Origin of the sequence: Brevundimonas mediterranea (assembly GCF_014196125.1) — a bacterium.
Taxonomy (GTDB): Bacteria; Pseudomonadota; Alphaproteobacteria; order Caulobacterales; family Caulobacteraceae; genus Brevundimonas; species Brevundimonas mediterranea.
This window is the reverse complement of sequence record NZ_JACIDA010000001.1, coordinates 1,684,679-1,702,040: the sequence shown is the minus strand read 5'-3', so window position 1 is coordinate 1,702,040 and position 17,362 is coordinate 1,684,679. Positions and strand designations below refer to the sequence as shown.

Genomic DNA, 17,362 nt, shown 5'->3' with positions numbered 1-17,362 from the left:
GTCCCCGCTTCCGGTCGCCGGCTCCGCTCCCCCAAGGGAGCCGGCGATCTCCTCCCTTTTCTTCCCCCATTCACCGCACGGTCTGTTTCATGATTCCCCGTCTGCCGATGGCCCTCCTGCTCGCCCTGAGCGTCGCTCCTGCGGCCCTAGCCGAGGCGCCCAAGCCCGCCGCCATCGTCGCGGATGGTCTGCCGGCGGTGCCCGACGATCTGGTCGCCGCGACCCAGCCCTATCTCCAGGCGCGCCGCGCCGCCTTTCTCGGCTGGAACGCCGCCGACCGGTCGATGCTGATCAAGACCCGGTTCGGGGCGACCGATCAGCTTCATCTCGTCGCCGGCCCTGACGGCGCCCGAACCCAGATCAGTTTCGAGGCGGAGCCGATCCTGGCCGGCGCCCTGTCGCCGTCCGGTCAGACCCTGCTGGTCCAGAAGGACAATGGCGGCGACGAATTCTATCAGCTCTACACACTGTCCGGCGGTCGGCTGACCCGCATCACCGACGGCAAGAGCCGCAACTGGTTCGGCGCCTGGAGCCGGGACGGCAAGAGGGTCGGCTACGCCTCATCCCGCCGCAACGGCGCCGACATGGACCTGTATGTCGTCGATCCCGTCGACCCATCTAGCGACCGCCTGGTCGCGCAGGTCTCCGGCGGCGGCTGGAACATCGCCGACTTCTCCAGCGACGGCGCCAAGGCCCTGGTCCTGAACCGGATGTCGATCAACAACGCCGTAGTCTATGAGCTGGACCTGGCGTCCGGCCGCATGACGCCCCTGACCGATCCGGCGGCGCAGGTCTCCTATGTCGATCCCAAATATGCGGCCGACGGCGCCGTCTGGGCGACCTCGAACAAGGATTCCGACTTCCTGCGCCTTGGGCGGATCGAGCGGAGCGGCTTCGTCCCCGTCAGCCCGGAGACCCGATGGGACGTCAGCGATTATGCCCTGTCCCCCGACGGGAGCTTCGCCGCCTATGCGGTCAACGAGGCGGGCGTATCCCGGCTCAAGGTCATGGATGTCGCCACCGGCGCTGTGCGTGTCGTCACCGGCCTGCCCGACGGCGTCATCCCCTACAGCATCGGACCGGCTATCGACATTGCGCCCTGGGGCGCGATTGGCTTGAGCCTGTCGTCCGCCCGCGTGTCCGGCGACGCCTTCTCGGTCGATCCGACGACCCTGGCGGTCACCCAGTGGACCCACAGCGAGACCGGCGGCCTGGACCCCGCCGTCAACGTCGAGCCCAGGCTGGTTGAGGTGAAGAGTTTCGATGGCGAGACCGTCTCCGGGTTCCTCTATCAGCCGGACCCCGCCAAGTTTCCGGGCAAACGTCCGCTGATCGTCGATATCCACGGCGGACCGGAGGGCCAGACCCGTCCCGACTTCCTGGGGGCGCAGAACTATCTGCTGAATGAACTGGGCGTGGCGCTGTTCTTCCCGAACGTGCGCGGCTCGTCCGGCTACGGCACACGCTTCGTCAATCTGGACAACGGCCCGTTCCAGCGAGAGAATTCGGTCAAGGACATCGGCGCCTTCCTCGACGCCCTGGAGGTCGATCCAGACTTGGACGCCTCGCGTTTCGCCGTCACCGGCGTCTCGTACGGCGGCTATATGTGCTACGCCACGGCGGTGCATTACAGCGACCGGCTGAAGGGGGCGAACTGCTACGTCGCCATCTCCAACTTCGTCACCTTCCTGGAAAACACCCAGTCCTACCGCCGCGACCTGCGGCGCGTGGAATACGGCGACGAGCGTGATCCGGCCCAGCGCGCCCAGCTTCAGGCGATCTCGCCCCTGACCAGCGTCAACAGGATCACCATCCCGCTGCTGGTCGCCACCGGCGGCAACGACCCCCGCGTCCCTGCGTCCGAAGCCGATCAGATCGTCAGCGCGGTCCGCAGCCACGGCGGCACGGCCTGGCACCTGCTGGCGCAGAACGAGGGCCACGGTTTCCACAAGAAGGAAAACGAGGACTACTATTTCTGGACCAGCCTGCTGTTCTGGAAACAGACGCTGCTGGGCGAAGCCGCGCGCTGAGCCCTGACTGCGTCTTTCTGAAATCCTTCCATGAACGTCAAACGCATCGTCGCGGTGACCGCGGTCCTGTCCGCGCTCACCGCGACGCCCGGGACGGCGCAGCCCCGCACCCCGGTTCACACTGACCATCACGTCCACGTCCATTCGCCCGCCATCCTCGACATCCTGTCGGCCTATTGCAGCAGTCCGGGGCGTATCGGCGCGTGCGATCCGGCCTTCGTCGAACCCCTGACGGCCGACGATCTGCTTGCGGACATGGACGAGGCGGGCGTCCAGACGGCCTGGATGATGTCCACGGCCTATCTGGCCGAAAGCCCGATGATGGCTCCCCCTCTGGCTGACGCCGCGATGCGGGTTCATGACGCCAACGCCTTCACCGTCGCCACGGCCGCCGCCCATCCCGGACGGCTGGTCGCCTTCGTCTCGGTCAATCCGCTTGCGCCCGACGCCTTGGCCGAAATCGCCGCCTGGAAGGACGAGCCCTACGCCAAGGGATTGAAGCTGCACCTGACCAACTCCGGCGTCGACCTTCGCGATCCCGAACAGGTCCGCCGCCTGGCGGCGGTCTTCGACGCCGCGTCGGACGCCGGGATGACCATCATGATCCATATGCGCACCCGCGCCGAAGACTATGGCGCGCGCGACGTCCGCATCTTCGTCGAACAGGTCCTGCCGCACGCCGGCGGCGCGCCCGTCGTCATCGCCCATTCCGGCGGTTGGGGCGGTCTGGACGCGAACACCTGGGATGCGCTGGAAGGGTTTCGCCAGATCCTGGCGGAACAACCCGGCATGGCTCCCGGCCTCTTCTTCGATCTGGCTCAGGTCTTCGACGCCGATACGTCGCCAGAGAACAGGGCCCGACTGGTCGATGTCATGCGCGACATCGGCGTTGAGCGTTTCGCGCCAGGTTCCGACTGGCCGTTTTCGGGGCCGTTGGACGGCTATCTGAACGCGGCCATGGATCTTCTGCCGCTGTCGCCACAGGAAGCCGAGGCTCTGCGGCGCCTGCGTGTCGCGGTGAGATGAAGCGCCGCCTTACGGCCGTGTCGCGGCGCCCAGGTGATCTCGACCAACTGTCTGACCGTCCCCAACATCTTCGGCAACGCCTGCGCCGTACCGCCGTTCGCCGGCGCTCGCGTGGCGACCCGGTCGTGGGGGCACGCCACTGCGTGAAATGACGACGGCGAAAACGGGGGGCGGGTGTCAGGGCGTCGTCAGTTTCGACCTGCAGATTTCCGTCCGAACGGAGATCCGCCATGTCAGCCCACCCCACGCCTTCGATAAGAACCGTAAAAGTCTGGGATCCGGGCGTGCGCCTGTTCCATTGGACGCTGGTCGCCTCGGTCGCCTTGGCCTTCCTGTCCTCGGAAGAGGACAGCGCGCTGTCCGCCTGGCATGTTCCGGCAGGATGGGCGGCTGCTGTCCTGATCGCCTTCAGACTGGTCTGGGGCGTTGTCGGCGGCGAACATGCGCGGTTCTCGAACCTGATCCGGCCGTCCAGGATGGCGGGGCACGTCAAGGGTCTGTTCGCCGGCCGGGTCCATGCGTCCATGGGCCATAATCCGCTGGGCGGGATCGCGGTGGTGGGGTTGCTGGCCCTGACGGCCGCGACCGTCTTCACCGGGGCGACGGGCGGCGAGGATATGCATGAGGTCATCGGCTACGTCTTGCTGGCGATGATCGCCCTGCACGTCGTGGCGGTGGTCGCCATGTCGGTCCTGTCGCGTGACAATCTGATCCGCGCGATGGTCACCGGCCGAAAGACGACCGTCCATTTCCCCGACGCCCAGGACGCCGCGCCGCCCGCCCGCGTGGCTGTGCCCCTGGCGGTTCTGGTCGTCGCGGGGTCCGCCTATGCCGCCACCCGGATGGACCCGGGCGCCTTCATGCCGGGCGCGCGCATTGAAGCGGGTGAAGCCGGAGAGGCCGATCAGGAGCGTGAAGGCGGCGAGGGCGACGAGGCAGGGGAGGCGGACGAGGACTGAGGACGTCCTCGCCCGCGTCCCTGTTTCAGACGACGGTTCCGAACAGGTGACCGATCCCTGCGGTCACCGCCATGGCCAGGGCGCCCCAGAAGGTGACGCGCATGACCGCCTTGCCGACGCCCGCGCCCCCAGCCTGCGCGCCGAGTCCCCCCAGCAGCGCCAGGCCGATCAGGGCGGATCCGGACACCAGGGCCACCATAAGAGAGCCGGGCGAGACCAGCACGACTGCGAGCGGCAGAATGGCGCCGAGCGAGAAGGTGGCCGCCGAGGTCAGGGCCGCCTGGATCGGCCGGGCGGTGGTGTGTTCCGAGATGCCCAGCTCGTCCCTGGCGTGGGCGCCCAGGGCGTCGTGAGCCATCAGCTGCCGGGCCACCTCCAGCGACACCGCCTCATCGACGCCCCGGCTGCGATAGATGCCGGCCAGTTCGCGGGTTTCGGCTTCCGGGTCCGCCGCCAGTTCGGCTTTTTCACGCGCCAGGTCGGCGTTCTCGGTGTCGGACTGGGAACTGACGGAGACATATTCGCCGGCCGCCATGGACATGGCGCCGGCGACCAGGCCGGCGACCCCGGCGACCAGAATCCCGGTCTTGCCGGTCTGTGCGGCGGCCACGCCGACGATCAGGCTGGCGGTCGAGACCAGGCCGTCATTGGCGCCCAGCACGGCGGCGCGCAGCCAGCCGATGCGCGCGACCAGATGGCGTTCGGCGTGGCGTTCAAGTCTGCTCATGGTCGGTTCCTGTCTGCAGAAGGAAAGGCGAGGATCAGTTCAGCCTGGTTCGGCCGCGTTGCGATATGGCCGCCGTGGGCCGCCATTATGCGCGCGACAATGGCCAGGCCCAGTCCCGCGCCGCTAGGGCTGGCGTGATCGCCCCGGCGATATCTCTGGCTCAGCGCGGCGAGCCGTTCCGGCGCGAGGCCCGCCCCGCCGTCGATCACGGACAGCCGCGCGCCCGGCCCTGCCGTCACCGTGACCACGCCCCCGGGCGGGGTGACCCGCAACCCGTTCTCGACCAGATTCCGCAGCGCGGCGGCGACCGCCTCGCGATGGCGCTCGACGACGGCGGCGTCCTTGATCTCCAGGGCCAGAGCCTTGTCCTCGTCGATGGCGAGCGCGGCGTATTGCGACACGACTTCCGTCGCGATCTCGCTCAGATCGACCGCTGCCGCCGCCGCGGGCGCGGCCGCTTGCGCATCCAGTTGCGCCAGGATCAGCAGCTGTTCGACCAGGCGAGACAGGGCCGAAACATCCCGCTTCAGTCTCTGACCGTCCGAGGAATCCAGTCTGTCGAGTTCCAGGGCCAGAACCGCCAGCGGCGTCCTCAGTTCATGGGCGACGTCGGCGGCGAAGGCCTCCTGGCGTGTCGCCGCCTCGTCGAGCCGCGCCAGCAGGCCGTTGACCGCGTCTGCGAACCCGGTGGCTTCGGCCGGAAAGTCGTGAGCCTCGACCCGAAACCCCTTGTCCGCCGCCTGGGCGGCCTCGATGCGTTCGCCGGCCAAGGCGAGTGGGCGCAGAGAGGAACGGATCACCCACAGGGTCGCCAGGCCCATGGGGACGATCAGAACCAGCAGGGGCGTCACGACGTGATCGGCCACCTCGTTCGCGATGCCGACGAACCGGATTTCATCGCGTCGGGCGCGGGACGACAGGCCGTATTCCAATCCGACGAACAGCAGCAGGACGCAGCCGCCGATCAGGCTCATCAGGGCGAAACCGAGCGTCAATCGCTGAAAAATGGACGGCGGCCGGGTCATGCGACGGCGTCCCGCATCAGATAGCCCAGGCCCCGGACCGTATGCAGCACCCCAGTGCAGCCGGCGTCGTCCAGCTTGCGCCGCAATCGCGAGACGGCCATCTCGACGGCGTTGGGCGTGACCGGTTCGTTGAAGGCGTACAGCGACTCTTCCAGCGAGCCCCGCGTAACGACTGAGCCGGCCCGACGCATCAGCGCCTCCAGCAGATCGCCCTCGCGGCGCGACAGGTCGATCGGGACGTCGCCATGCGTCGCCTGTCGTGCGGCGACGTCGAACCTCAGCCCGCCCACCTGAAGAACCGGCGCCATGCGACGGCCCGGCCGACGCAGGATCGCCCGGCACCGCGCCGACAGCTCGGCCGCGTCGAACGGCTTGACGAGATAGTCGTCCGCCCCGGCGTCCAGGCCGGTGACCCGATCCTCCAGCCCGCCGCGCGCGGTCAGGACCAGGATCGGCGTCAGGTCGGCGGCCCGCCGAAGCGCCCGCACCCAGTCCAGGCCGTCGCCGTCCGGCAGACCCAGGTCGAGCAGGATGAGATCATAGGCGGCGCTGGCGGCCGCGTCCGTCGCCCCTGCGATGTCCCGGCGCCAGTCCACCACGAAGCCGTCGCGGGACAGGCCTTCCCTGAGCAGATCGCCCAGTCGCGCCGTGTCTTCAACGAGAAGGAGACGCATGATCGACATCCGTTCCGCCGGCGCCCCGCGTCCAGCCGGTCGTCATCGACATGACCGGATTTTCCCGACGACGCCAGCGCTCAAGGCGCGCGGCCCGCAGCTGCATCATCGCCGGGGACCATGAAGGGATCCGTGTCTTCTTCATGGGGGGAAGCCTCTGGAAAGGGGGTAAGCACGGCCGGACGCAGGCGCGCGGCGGCGTCAGACTGAGCGTCGAAACTGACATCAACCTGACGCCCTCTCCAGCAAGGCGACCGAGGGGGCGGGGCGTCGCGCCCCCTCCATCACCCCTGTCTTCAGGCGTGGATTTCGGCCGCGTGGTCGGGGTAGGGGGCCGAAAGGCCGTGATCGACGGCTTCGCCGTTCAGCGAGCTGGCGAAGCCGTGGTTGACGTCGCGATGGTGGGCTTCATCGGCCCGGACGACCAGCACGACGTCGCGCAGCGTCGCATCGGGCGCCATCTTCCAATAGTGTTTGGCGATGTCAGGCGCCGGCACATTGGGCGAGCGGCCCTCGTCGATCTCCTTGAGATAGAGGGTGTAGCTGATCACGGCCTCTTCCTCGAAATAGCCGACGACCCGGTGGGCGGTGCGGGCCGACACGAGATACAGCAGGAAGAAGCCCACATAGAAGACGGCCTGGGCGATCTGGATCACCAGCCGCTCGAAATAGGTCGGCTTGGCAACCTCGATGAAGGTCATCAGGTGCATGCGCTCGTTTTCGGCCTCTTCCATCAGGGTGCGGATCCAGCCGTCGTCGTCCTTCATCCGGCGCAGGCAGGTCAGGTGCTGGATCGTCGCCCCGACCATGCCGGGCACGGCCGCGACCGTCTCCAGCACGATGGCGCGGTGGCCGTAGCGTTTGGCGAAGAAGGTGTCGGCCGAGAAGCGCAACAGCTTGGTGAAGCCCAGGGCGAACCGGTCGGAGAAGCCGTGCGGTTCATGATGGACGTCCGGCGCCGCCAGCCGTTCTTCCGCCAGGCCCTGTCGGTCTGGGGATAGGATCTTGTTGACCATGAGATGTCCTTTCAGGACGTGTGAAGGGGGTGAGGCGCGCAGACGACCGACACCCGCACGCCGGGTTCGGCGTCCGTAATGACGATGACCGCGCCGAGTTGTTGAGCCAGGGCCCGGATGATGCCGGCGCCCAGGCCGGGCTTGGCGATCGAAGGGTTCGGCGGCAGACCGACGCCGTCGTCGCGGACCGTCAGGGTCCAGTCCTCGCCCTGCGCGCGATAATCCAGGGTGATCCGCCCTGCCTGGTGCTTGGGGAAGGCGTGTTTGATCGCGTTGATCAGCAGTTCGGTGACGATCAGCCCCAGGCTGACGGACTTGCCGGATGAAGCGATGCTGTCATCGACCGTGACCGACAGCGTCAGCCGGTCATGGTCGCGGATCATCGAGTCGCCGATGCCTCGGCACAGGTCGGTCAGATAGTCCCGCAGAGCGAGGTCGCCCAGTTCGGCGTCCGAGAGCTGACGCTGGACGGCGGCGACCGACATGATCCGCTGGTGGGCGTCGCGCAGATGGTCCCGGCTCTCGTTGGAACTCAGCTTGCGAACGCCCTGAAGCAGGATGCTGGCGATGATCTGCAGGCTGTTGGCGATCCGGTGCCGCATTTCCTGGATCAGGATCGCCTTGTCCCGGATCAGGTCGTCCTTTTGCTGCGCGCGAGCCCGCAGTTCGGTGACGTCCTGGATGGACAGCAGCAACCGAACGCCCTGACCGTCTCCGTACACCAGACGCTGGGCGTTCAGGACCAAGCGCCGGGGGCCTGAAGGCGTCGCCAGATCCATTTCATAGGCCCGGATCGCGGCCTGGCCATAGGCTGTGGCCTTGAGCAGGGCCCATAGCGGGGGCGTGTTCCACTCGCCGCCGCCCAGATCGGCCATCTTCACGCCGGCGACCCGGTCGGTTCCGATGTCGAAGGTTTCGAGGAAGCTCTGGCTGGCGGCCACGACGGACAGGTCGCCGTCCAGCAACAACACCGGCGCGACCGAGGCGGAGATGAGCGAAAGCGCCAGGTTCAGCGCGATGTCCGAAGATGTGGCGAGGGGGGTCGTCGACATGGAGGCCCTCTCCAAAGGGGGCCTGGCGCCGGTCCGACCCAGCGGGTCCGATCTCTTGGCTGCATGTGCATACTAGGCCGGCTCGACGCCGTCCACCTTGATCCAGATCACCGACGTCGTCCGCAGAACAGGCTCTAATGGCGCATACACCCAAGGAGCCTCCCCATGCCGAAGTCCGCCTTCAAGACCCTGAGCGAGGACCTTCAGGCCCTCGCCGACGAAGCCAGCGATCACCTCAAGGACGCAGCCCTGAAGACCGGCGCGGACGCGACCGAGGCCGTGACCCGATCGACGCACGCCGTCGCCCGGGCGGCCGCCCGTCTGCGCGAGGAAGCCGAAGCGGCGGCCGAAATGAGCCGTGACAAGATTGTCGATACTGTCGAGGCGCATCCCGCCGCCGCCAGCGTCATCGTCAGCATGGTCACCAGCGCGGTCGTCGCCCTGGCGGCGACCTTCGCCCTGATTCGGCTTTCGCAGTCCTGAGCCCCGGCGCCATCGGCCGCTCCAGGATTGGTCTGTCGCTGGTCAGACTCTAGCCTGGAGTCGACGGGGTTTCGATGAGGGCGGACAGGGCGACCGGCTTGACCTTCAGGTCCGCGACCTCGGTGAACGCCAGAGACGTCGTTCCGAAATATTCGGCCTGATTGGTCGCGCACCAGTCGGTCGTGACGATACGCGCCGTGGCCCCCTGCGAACCGGTGGCGAGCGCCCCATACAGGAAGTCTCCGGTGCGCTGGTCCAGCGGGATCGGCCGGTCCTGGTTGGCGCGGGCCATGAAGTCCTCCAACTGGGCGCGCGGCGCCTCGGCCGTCATCAGCCGACCGTCGAACCGGACGATGGAATCGAACATGTATCGGGTGATCGGCCCCGCCGGGGCGCCCGTGCCCAGGGTGGTGTGGCCGATGAAGCCGGCGTCGGCGCCGGCCGCCTGGGCGAAACCGGCGGCGATGCGGCGGCCGGTGTCGCCCAGCGACAGGGCCTCGGCGCCTTGTCCCAGAACCGCGCGGTCCGCGTCTGTCAGGGTCTCCGCCAGGGTGGCGTCGATCAGGGCCTGCAGCCGGGGCGACGACGGGGCGTCGGCGGCGATGGGATGCGAGGCGACGCTGACCGATCCATTCGCATGATAGTCGGCCGCCGTATAGGCGTTGGTCCAGGATCCGGTGTGGGCGTAGGCGCTGCGGCCCTGGCGATGCTGGAACAGCAGATGATCATGGCCGCCGATCATCAGGGATCCGTCCGGCAACAGGGGCAGCAGGCTGCGGTCGGCGACGACCCCGGCGTGGCTCAGCACCAGGACCGGATCGGCGCCGCCCGTCAGATCGGCCAGATGGGCGTTCGCCCATTCAACCGGCGCCGGAATGGACAGCTGGTCGCGCGACACCTTAGGATAGGTGTTCAGCGCATTGGTCGCCAGGCCGACGATCCTCAGCTTGCGCGTCCCGAACGGCGCAGTCGCGGTCGGGGCGGCGTAGCCGGCGCCGGTCCGCGCATCGACGATGTTGCTGACCACGATCACGCCCAGGCCGCGCATCCGGGCGACGACCTCGGACAGGTCCGGCGTCAGGTCGTTGTCATGATTGCCCAGATTGACCACGGTCGGCGCGATCTGGACCGCCTCGGCCAGAAAGGCCCAGTCGACGGCGCCGCCCGACCGCACGGACACGACGTTGCCGTGTTCGAAAATGTCGCCGTCGATCGCGATCACATGCGGAACCGGCTGGGACCGGACCTCGGCCTCGAACGCCGCCAGAAGTCGGGCGGTCCGTTCATAGGCGGAGTGCATGTCCGCTATGGCCAGCACCCGACCGACGACGGGGCTTGGTGTCGCGGCCGACAGACCGGACGCCAGGCTGGACGTCAGGGCCGCCGCTCCAGCGAGGTGAAGCAGCCGGCGGCGGGAAGGCGTGACGAAGGACATGGGGGATACTAACGGTGTCGATACGGTTGCGGAACCGAGTCACGCACGCCTTCATTTTCGCACCGGCCGCCAAGCTGCACAATGGCGCGTTCGGTCAGATGCGTCGTTCGGGACACGATTGTCACGCTCCTGTGTCCGCGTCTTCAAAGGTTCAAGATTCAAGCGCGGTCTCGACTGGCGCCGCGCCTTGGGAGGCCTTAGGGGCTCGCGCGACAGCTTCCTCCCCATGTCGCCAAGGATACACGCGCATGCTTCGCCAAGCCCTCCTCGCCGCCACCGTCAGCGGCCTCGCCCTGCTGACCGCAGGCGCGGCCTTCGCCCAAACCGCTGACGCCGCCGCTGAAGCCACCGGCGTCGACGACATCATCGTCACCGCCCAGCGCCGCAGCGAGAACATCCGCGACGTGCCTTTCGCCGTCACGGCCCTGAACACCCAGACCCTGCAGGACATCTCCGCCGGCGGCGCCGACATCCTGTCGCTGTCGGGCCGCGTGCCCAGCCTTCAGGTCGAAAGCTCGAACGGCCGTTACGCCCCGCGCTTCTATATTCGCGGCCTCGGCAATGTGGACTTCGACTTCACCGCCTCGCAGCCGGTGTCGGTGGTGCTGGACGACGTGGTTCTGGAAAGCGTCTATCTGAAGGGCTTCCCCCTGTTCGACGTCCAGCAGCTGGAAGTGCTGCGCGGGCCCCAGGGCACCCTGTTCGGTCGCAACACCCCGGCGGGCGTGATCAAGATCGACACCGTCAAGCCGTCGGACGAATTCACCGGCTTCGGCTCGCTGACCTACGGCAACCTGGGTTCGACCCGGACCGAGGCCGCCGTCACCCTGCCGGCGTCGGACACGCTTCAGGTGCGCGGCGCCTTTCTGTGGAACCACCGCGACGACTGGGTGAACAACGCCTACAACCCGTCCTTCGCCGATGCGAACGATGACGATCTGGGCGGGTTCGACGACGTCGCCGCTCGCGTCCACGTCGCCTGGACCCCGACCGACCGTCTCTCGACCCTGCTGACCCTGCAGGCCCGCGACTATGACGGCACCGGCACGATGAACCGCGCCAACGCCCTGACCAAGGGCTCGAACGAGCTGAACGGCAATTTCGACCGCGACACCGTCTATTACGATGGCGGCCGCAACAACTTCCAGAAGCAGAAGACCACCTCGCAGTCGCTGCAGGTCGCCTATGACTTCGGTCCCGCCACCCTGACCGGCATCGTCGGCGCCTATCAGGGTTCGTCCCAGGGCGACGGCGACATCGACGGCGGCGTGGCCAGCGCCGCGGCGACGGCCTCCTACAAGACGCCGTTCAATTCCGAGACCGGCACCCTGTCCAGCGACCTGCGCCAGAACACCTATGAACTGCGTCTCTCCTCGAACGGCGACGCCCGCCTCGGCTGGCAGGTCGGCGCCTTCTATTGGGACGAGCGCATCAACCTGGTCTCGGGCACCTTCAACGGCGTCGGCGGTCTTCAACCGACCAAGGTCACCGACATCACCCAGAAGTCCGACTCCTGGTCGGTGTTCGGTCAGGCGCACTATCAGGTGACCGAGGCCCTGAAGGTGACGGGCGGCCTGCGCTATACCGACGACAGCCGCGATTATCAGGGCCGGATCGTCACCGGCGCGGGCGCGGGCGGCACGGGCGCCGTTTCGGTCGGCGACGAGCAGGTCAGCTGGGACGTCAGCGCCCTTTATGAGGTCAACGACAGCCTCAATCTGTTCGCCCGCGTGGCCAAGGGTTATCGCGGCCCGTCGATCCAGGGCCGCAACCTGCCGGTCCTGACCACGGCCGAGTCCGAGACGGTCATGTCCTATGAGACGGGCCTGAAGGCCCGCCTGTGGGATGGTCGCGCCCGCTTCAACGCCACGGCCTACTATTACGAAGTCAGCGACATGCAGTTCACCGCCATCGGCGGCGCGGACAACTCCAACCGCCTGATCAACGCTGACAAGGGCGAAGGCTATGGTCTGGAGCTGGACGGCGACATCGATCTGGGCGCGGGCTTCAGCCTGTCGGCCGGCGCCGCCTGGAACCACACCGAGATCAAGGACAGCAACCTGCTGGTCGCCATCTGCGGCTCGAACTGCACCGTCACCGACCCCATCGTCACCGTGGGCACGACCCGTCGCGCCAATGTCGACGGCAACCCCTTCCCGCAGGCGCCGGAATACACCGCCAACCTGACGCTGAACTATGTCCTGCCTCTGGGCGACGACACCGAGTTCTTCGCCTCGACCGACTGGGCCATGCAGAAGGACTTCAACCTGTTCCTGTATGAATCGGTCGAGTTCAAGGTGGACACCAACTTCGAAGGCGGCCTGCGCGCCGGCTGGCGGGATCTGAACAAGGGGCTGGAAGCGGCCGCCTATGTTCGCAACATCACCGACGAAGAGAATGTCATCGGCGCCATCGACTTCAACAACCTGACCGCCTTCGTCAACGAACCCCGCACCTACGGCGTTCAACTGACCAAGCGTTTCTAAGACGATGACAGGCCGCCGGCGTCTCGCCGGCGGCCTGTTCTTCTGCTTCCGGTCGCGTCTGGCCGGGTGAACCAAAGACCGGGCCGCGTGTTGGGTTCGACGTCGCCGTATCGTGGCGACGCCGCAGGAAACCCTCACATGCCCGCTGTCGCCGCCTTCCGTGAGAGGTTGAATCCGTTCCGCGGAATTCTGATGGCCTTTCCCATCGCCCTGTTCAGTTCCGCCCTGATCAGTGACATCGCCTATATGAAGACGGCCCAGATGCAGTGGTCGAACTTCTCGGCTTGGCTGATTGTCGGGGCCCTGGTGTTCGGCGGCCTGGCCGGTCTGTGGGCCCTTATCGACCTGGCCTTGTCCTGGCGCACCCCGGCGCGACGGGCCGCCGTGATCCATCTGGCCGCCCTGGCCCTGGCCTGGGTCTTGGGCCTGATCAACGCCTTCAAGCACAGCCAGGACGCCTGGAGCTCCGTCGGCGCCTTCGGCCTGACCCTGTCGATCCTGTCGACCGTCCTGATCCTGATCGCCGGCTGGCTGGCCTATTCCAACTCGACCGTGCGGGAGATCGCGTGATGATCAACAAGCTCCTTTGCACGACCGCCGTCGTCCTGGCCCTGGCCGGGTGCAGCCGCAGCGACCCCAACCTGAACCAGACCGGCGCCAATCCCGACCTTCCCGGCCTGAACCAGACCCTGGTCCCGCCGATGAAGATCGCCACGCCGATCGGCTGGAACGGCGAGCTTCCCACCGTGCCGGACGGTTTCGTCGTCACCCCGATGGCGACCGATCTCCAGATCCCGCGTCAGATTCTGGTTCTGCCCAACGGCGACATCCTGATCGCCGAGGGCTCGGGCGGTCACGCCCCCAAGCTGCGGCCTAAGGATTTCATCGCCGGCGTTATCAAGGCCAAGGGCAAGACGTCCGTTAAGGGCGGCAACCGCATCACCCTGTTGCGCGACGCCAATGGCGACGGCCAGCCCGAGGTCCGCACCACCTTCATCGATAATCTGGACGCCCCCTACGGCATGGCCTTCGTGGACGGCGCCCTCTATGTCGCCGAACAGGGCGCCCTGGTTCGCTTCGACTATCAGCCGGGCCAGACCCGGATCACCGCGCCGCGTCAGGAAGTGACCAAGCTCCCGTCGGCCATCAACCACCACTGGACCAAGTCGCTGACGGCCAGCGCGGACGGCCAGACCCTGTACGTCGGCATCGGCTCGAACAGCAATATCGGCGAGCGCGGCCTGGCCGTCGAACAGGACCGCGCCGTCGTCTGGGCCATTGATCGCCAGACCGGCGCGCATCGCACCTTCGCCACCGGCATCCGCAACCCGACTGCCCTGGCCATCGAGCCGACCACCGGCGCCCTGTGGTCCGTCGTCAACGAACGCGACGAACTGGGTCCGCAATTGGTGCCCGACTATCTGACCTCGGTCCGGGAAGGGGCCTTCTACGGCTGGCCCTACAGCTATTGGGGTAAGAACATCGATCCGCGCGTCCGTCCGCAAAACCCGGATCTGGTCCAGAGCGCCATCGCCCCGGACTATGCGCTGGGCTCGCACGTCGCCGCCCTGGGTCTCAGCTTCGCGACGGCCGGCGGCTTCGGCGGCGGCTTCAGCCAGGGCGCCTTCATCGGCGAACACGGCAGTTGGAACCGTCAGGACCTGTCGGGCTACAAGGTCGCGTGGGCGCCCTTCTCAGGCGGTCGTCCCGCCGGTCCGCCGGTCGATTTCGTCACCGGCTTCATCAAGGACGGCGAGGCGCGCGGTCGCCCGGTTGGCGTGACCTTCGACGCCCAGCGGCGCATCCTGCTGGTCGCGGACGACCTGTCCAACACCGTCTGGCGGATCGCGCCGCGCCGCTGATCGGGCGGCGAACGAGGGCGGCATGGCGAACGGACTGGAGACCTATAAGGCCAAGCGGGACTTCACCCGCACGCCGGAACCGGCGGGCAAGGCCAAGTCGGCCCGCAAGGGGCGGCTGACCTATCTGATCCAGCGCCATGCCGCGACGCGGCTGCACTACGACTTCCGCATCGAGCATGACGGGGTGCTGAAGTCGTGGGCCGTGACCAAGGCGCCGTCGCGTGATCCGGCCGTCAAACGTCTGGCGGTCGAGGTCGAGGATCACCCGCTCGACTATGGAAACTTCGAGGGCACCATTCCGTCCGGCAACTATGGGGCGGGCACCGTGCAGCTGTGGGACCGCGGCGAATGGGAGCCGCAGGAGCCGGATGTCGAGGCGGCGCTGAAGCGCGGCTCGCTGAAGATGATCCTGCACGGCGAACGGCTCAGCGGCGGCTGGGCCCTGGTGCGGCTGAAGTCGGATCGCGGCAAGCCGTCCAAACGCAACAACTGGCTGTTGATCAAGGAGAAGGACGAGGCGGCCGTGCCGGGCGAGGGCGACGCCAATATGGAGATCGACGCCTCCATCGCCACGGGCCGCAGCCTGGCGGAGATATCCGAGGGGAAGAAGGAATGGACCGCCTCTCGTCCCGTCGCGCGCAAGGGACCGGCCAAACCCAAGGCCAGGTCGGGCGAGGCGACCCTGGACAAACCCTCGGCCTTCATCCCGATCCAGCTGTGCAAGGTCGCCGACCATCCGCCCGGCGGCGCCGGCTGGGTGCATGAGATCAAGTTCGACGGCTACCGCATCCAGGTCGCGACCGGGGGCGGGCAGGCGCGGCTCTATACCCGGCGGGGCCACGACTGGACCGACCGCTTCCCTGAACTGGCGGCGGATGCGGCGGCCTGGCCCGACGGGGTGGTGGACGGCGAGCTGTGCGCGATGAGCGAGGATCACACGCCCGACTTCTCGGCCCTGCAGGCGGCCATCGCGGATGGGAAGACGAGCGAGCTGGTCTATTTCGCCTTCGACCTGCTGCGCGAGGGCGAGGATGATTTGCGGGACCTGCCCCTGTCGCACCGCAAGGCGCGGCTGCAGGCCCACATCGACCGCGTTCCGGCCAAGGCGCGCAAACGGCTGCGCTATGTCGATCACTTCGCCTCGACCGGGCAGGCGGTGCTGGACAGCGCCTGTCGCATGGACCTGGAAGGCGTGATTTCCAAGAAGCTGGACGCCCCCTATCGGGCGGGTCGGTCCTCGACCTGGGTCAAGTCCAAATGCCGGGGCCGCGACGAGGTGGTGATCGGCGGCTGGTCGTCCGAAGGCGGGACGCGCTTCCGCTCCTTGCTGGTCGGCGTGGCGGGCGAAGGCGGGCTGCGCTACCTCGGCCGGGTCGGCACGGGCTACGCCGCCCCCTTGCTGAAGACCCTGCTGCCGGCCCTGAAGGATGCGGCGGCCGACGCCTCTCCGTTCGCGGGCAAGGGTGCGCCGCGCGGCGGCAAGGAGATTCACTGGGTTCGGCCGATTCTGGTCGCCGAACTGGAACACGGCGGGATGACCGAAGGCGGTTCGCTGCGCCATGCGGCGTTCAAGGGCCTGCGCGAGGACAAGTCGCCCGCCGATGTCACCGAGGCCCCGCAGGCGCCGGCGACGCCTTCTTCGGCGGCGTCGAAGCCGACGTCCCGGGGAGCGGCGTCATCCAAGAACAAGGTCGTCGTCGCCGGCGTCACCCTGTCCCATCCCGACAAGATTCTGTGGCCGGCGCTGGAAGGACGCCCCGCGATCACCAAGGCGGATCTGGCGCGCTATTATGAGGCGGCGGCCGAGCGGATATTGCCCCATATCGCCGAACGCCCCGTCTCGATCATCCGCGCTCCGGACGGCATCGAGGGCGAGACCTTCTTCCAGCGCCACGCGATGGCGGGGTCCAATCCGCGCCTGAAGCTGATCGACGTGAAGGCGCGCCATCCCTATGTGGCCGTGACCGACGTCGGCGGCCTGGTCGCCGTGGCCCAGTCGGGCGGGCTGGAGCTGCACCCCTGGGGCTGTCGGCCCGGCGATCCCGAGACGCCGGAACAGGTCACCTTCGACCTCGACCCAGATGAGGGGCTGGAATTCGCGGCGGTCATCGCGGCGGCCAAGACCGTCAAGGCGCAGCTGGAAAAACGGGGCCTGCATCCCTTCGTAAAGACGACCGGGGGCAAGGGGCTTCATGTCGTCGTGCCGATCCGTTCCGACGGCCGCAGCCGCATCGAATGGGACCAGTGCAAGGCCTTCGCCAAGGCGATCGCGGAAGAGGTGCGCCGCGCCGAGCCCGACCGGTTCACCACCACCCTGGCCAAGAAGGCGCGGGGCGGGAAGATCTTCATCGACTATCTGCGCAACGGCCGCATGGCCACGGCGGTGGCGCCCTGGTCGGTGCGCGCCCGGCCCGGCGCGGGGATCGCCTTTCCCCTGTCCTGGGGCCAGGTCCGGGCGGGACTGGACCCCAAGGCCTTCACCCTGCACGACGCGCCCGCCCTGCTGAAGAAGTCCGACCCGTGGAAGGATTTCCGTGCCGGCGAGGTCAGTCTGCGCCCGGTCCTGAAGGCGATGGGGCTGTAGGCG

At 67.7% G+C, this 17,362-nt stretch carries 14 protein-coding genes; 8 read left to right on the top strand and 6 right to left on the bottom strand.

Annotated elements, in window-relative coordinates:
- Positions 1–89 precede the first annotated feature (89 nt).
- The 3 genes from GGR11_RS08430 (at position 90) to GGR11_RS08420 (ending at position 4,015) form a co-directional block, all read left to right on the top strand.
- On the top strand, positions 90–2,030 hold the full coding sequence (locus GGR11_RS08430) for a S9 family peptidase (RefSeq protein ID WP_183196248.1): 1,941 nt from the start codon (positions 90–92) through the stop codon (positions 2,028–2,030).
- A gap of 30 nt (positions 2,031–2,060) precedes the next feature.
- Positions 2,061–3,056, top strand: coding sequence for an amidohydrolase family protein (locus GGR11_RS08425; RefSeq protein WP_183196247.1), 996 nt, complete (start codon positions 2,061–2,063; stop codon positions 3,054–3,056).
- Between the two features lie 230 nt (positions 3,057–3,286).
- Positions 3,287–4,015 (top strand): cytochrome b/b6 domain-containing protein, encoded by a 729-nt coding sequence (locus GGR11_RS08420; RefSeq protein WP_246331620.1) that lies wholly within the window; start codon positions 3,287–3,289, stop codon positions 4,013–4,015.
- Positions 4,016–4,040: 25 nt separating this feature from the next.
- On the opposite strand, the gene GGR11_RS08415 is transcribed toward GGR11_RS08420, so the two are convergent.
- The 5 genes from GGR11_RS08415 to GGR11_RS08395 all read right to left on the bottom strand — a co-directional run bounded on the left by GGR11_RS08415 (position 4,041) and on the right by GGR11_RS08395 (position 8,509).
- Positions 4,041–4,742 carry a VIT1/CCC1 transporter family protein gene (locus GGR11_RS08415; protein WP_183196246.1) on the bottom strand — a complete coding sequence of 234 codons (702 nt, stop codon included), beginning with the start codon at positions 4,740–4,742 and terminating at the stop codon, positions 4,041–4,043.
- Positions 4,739–5,767, bottom strand: coding sequence for a sensor histidine kinase (locus GGR11_RS08410; protein ID WP_183196245.1), 1,029 nt, complete (start codon positions 5,765–5,767; stop codon positions 4,739–4,741). The genes GGR11_RS08415 and GGR11_RS08410 overlap by 4 nt, the downstream gene beginning before the upstream one ends.
- Positions 5,764–6,441, bottom strand: coding sequence for a response regulator transcription factor (locus tag GGR11_RS08405; RefSeq protein ID WP_183196244.1), 678 nt, complete (start codon positions 6,439–6,441; stop codon positions 5,764–5,766). Before GGR11_RS08405 ends, GGR11_RS08410 begins: the two co-directional genes overlap by 4 nt.
- A gap of 296 nt (positions 6,442–6,737) precedes the next feature.
- On the bottom strand, positions 6,738–7,457 hold the full coding sequence (locus tag GGR11_RS08400) for an alternative oxidase (protein ID WP_221205110.1): 720 nt from the start codon (positions 7,455–7,457) through the stop codon (positions 6,738–6,740).
- Between the two features lie 11 nt (positions 7,458–7,468).
- Positions 7,469–8,509 carry a sensor histidine kinase gene (locus GGR11_RS08395; protein WP_183196243.1) on the bottom strand — a complete coding sequence of 347 codons (1,041 nt, stop codon included), beginning with the start codon at positions 8,507–8,509 and terminating at the stop codon, positions 7,469–7,471.
- A 165-nt stretch (positions 8,510–8,674) separates the two neighbouring features.
- Here GGR11_RS08395 and GGR11_RS08390 point away from each other — a divergent pair, with 165 nt between their 5' ends.
- A complete protein-coding gene (locus tag GGR11_RS08390; protein ID WP_008261187.1) occupies positions 8,675–8,992 on the top strand; it encodes a hypothetical protein in 318 nt (105 codons plus the stop codon).
- Positions 8,993–9,041: 49 nt separating this feature from the next.
- Here GGR11_RS08390 and GGR11_RS08385 read toward each other — a convergent pair whose 3' ends face one another.
- Entirely contained in the window at positions 9,042–10,427 is a 1,386-nt protein-coding gene (locus GGR11_RS08385; RefSeq protein WP_183196242.1) for a metallophosphoesterase, read from the bottom strand.
- 248 nt (positions 10,428–10,675) lie between these two features.
- On the opposite strand from GGR11_RS08385, the gene GGR11_RS08380 reads away from it, so the two are divergent.
- From GGR11_RS08380 to ligD, 4 genes are all read left to right on the top strand, one after another.
- Positions 10,676–12,913 (top strand): TonB-dependent receptor, encoded by a 2,238-nt coding sequence (locus GGR11_RS08380; protein WP_183196241.1) that lies wholly within the window; start codon positions 10,676–10,678, stop codon positions 12,911–12,913.
- 192 nt (positions 12,914–13,105) lie between these two features.
- The gene (locus GGR11_RS08375) at positions 13,106–13,483 is read left to right on the top strand and encodes a DUF2231 domain-containing protein (protein WP_246331618.1); all 378 of its coding nucleotides are present in this window, start codon (positions 13,106–13,108) and stop codon (positions 13,481–13,483) included.
- Complete coding sequence (locus tag GGR11_RS08370) at positions 13,483–14,775, top strand: PQQ-dependent sugar dehydrogenase (protein WP_183196239.1); 1,293 nt, start codon at positions 13,483–13,485, stop codon at positions 14,773–14,775. Before GGR11_RS08375 ends, GGR11_RS08370 begins: the two co-directional genes overlap by 1 nt.
- 22 nt (positions 14,776–14,797) lie before the next feature.
- Entirely contained in the window at positions 14,798–17,359 is a 2,562-nt protein-coding gene (ligD, locus tag GGR11_RS08365; protein ID WP_183196238.1) for a DNA ligase D, read from the top strand.
- The last annotated feature ends 3 nt before the right edge of the window (positions 17,360–17,362 follow it).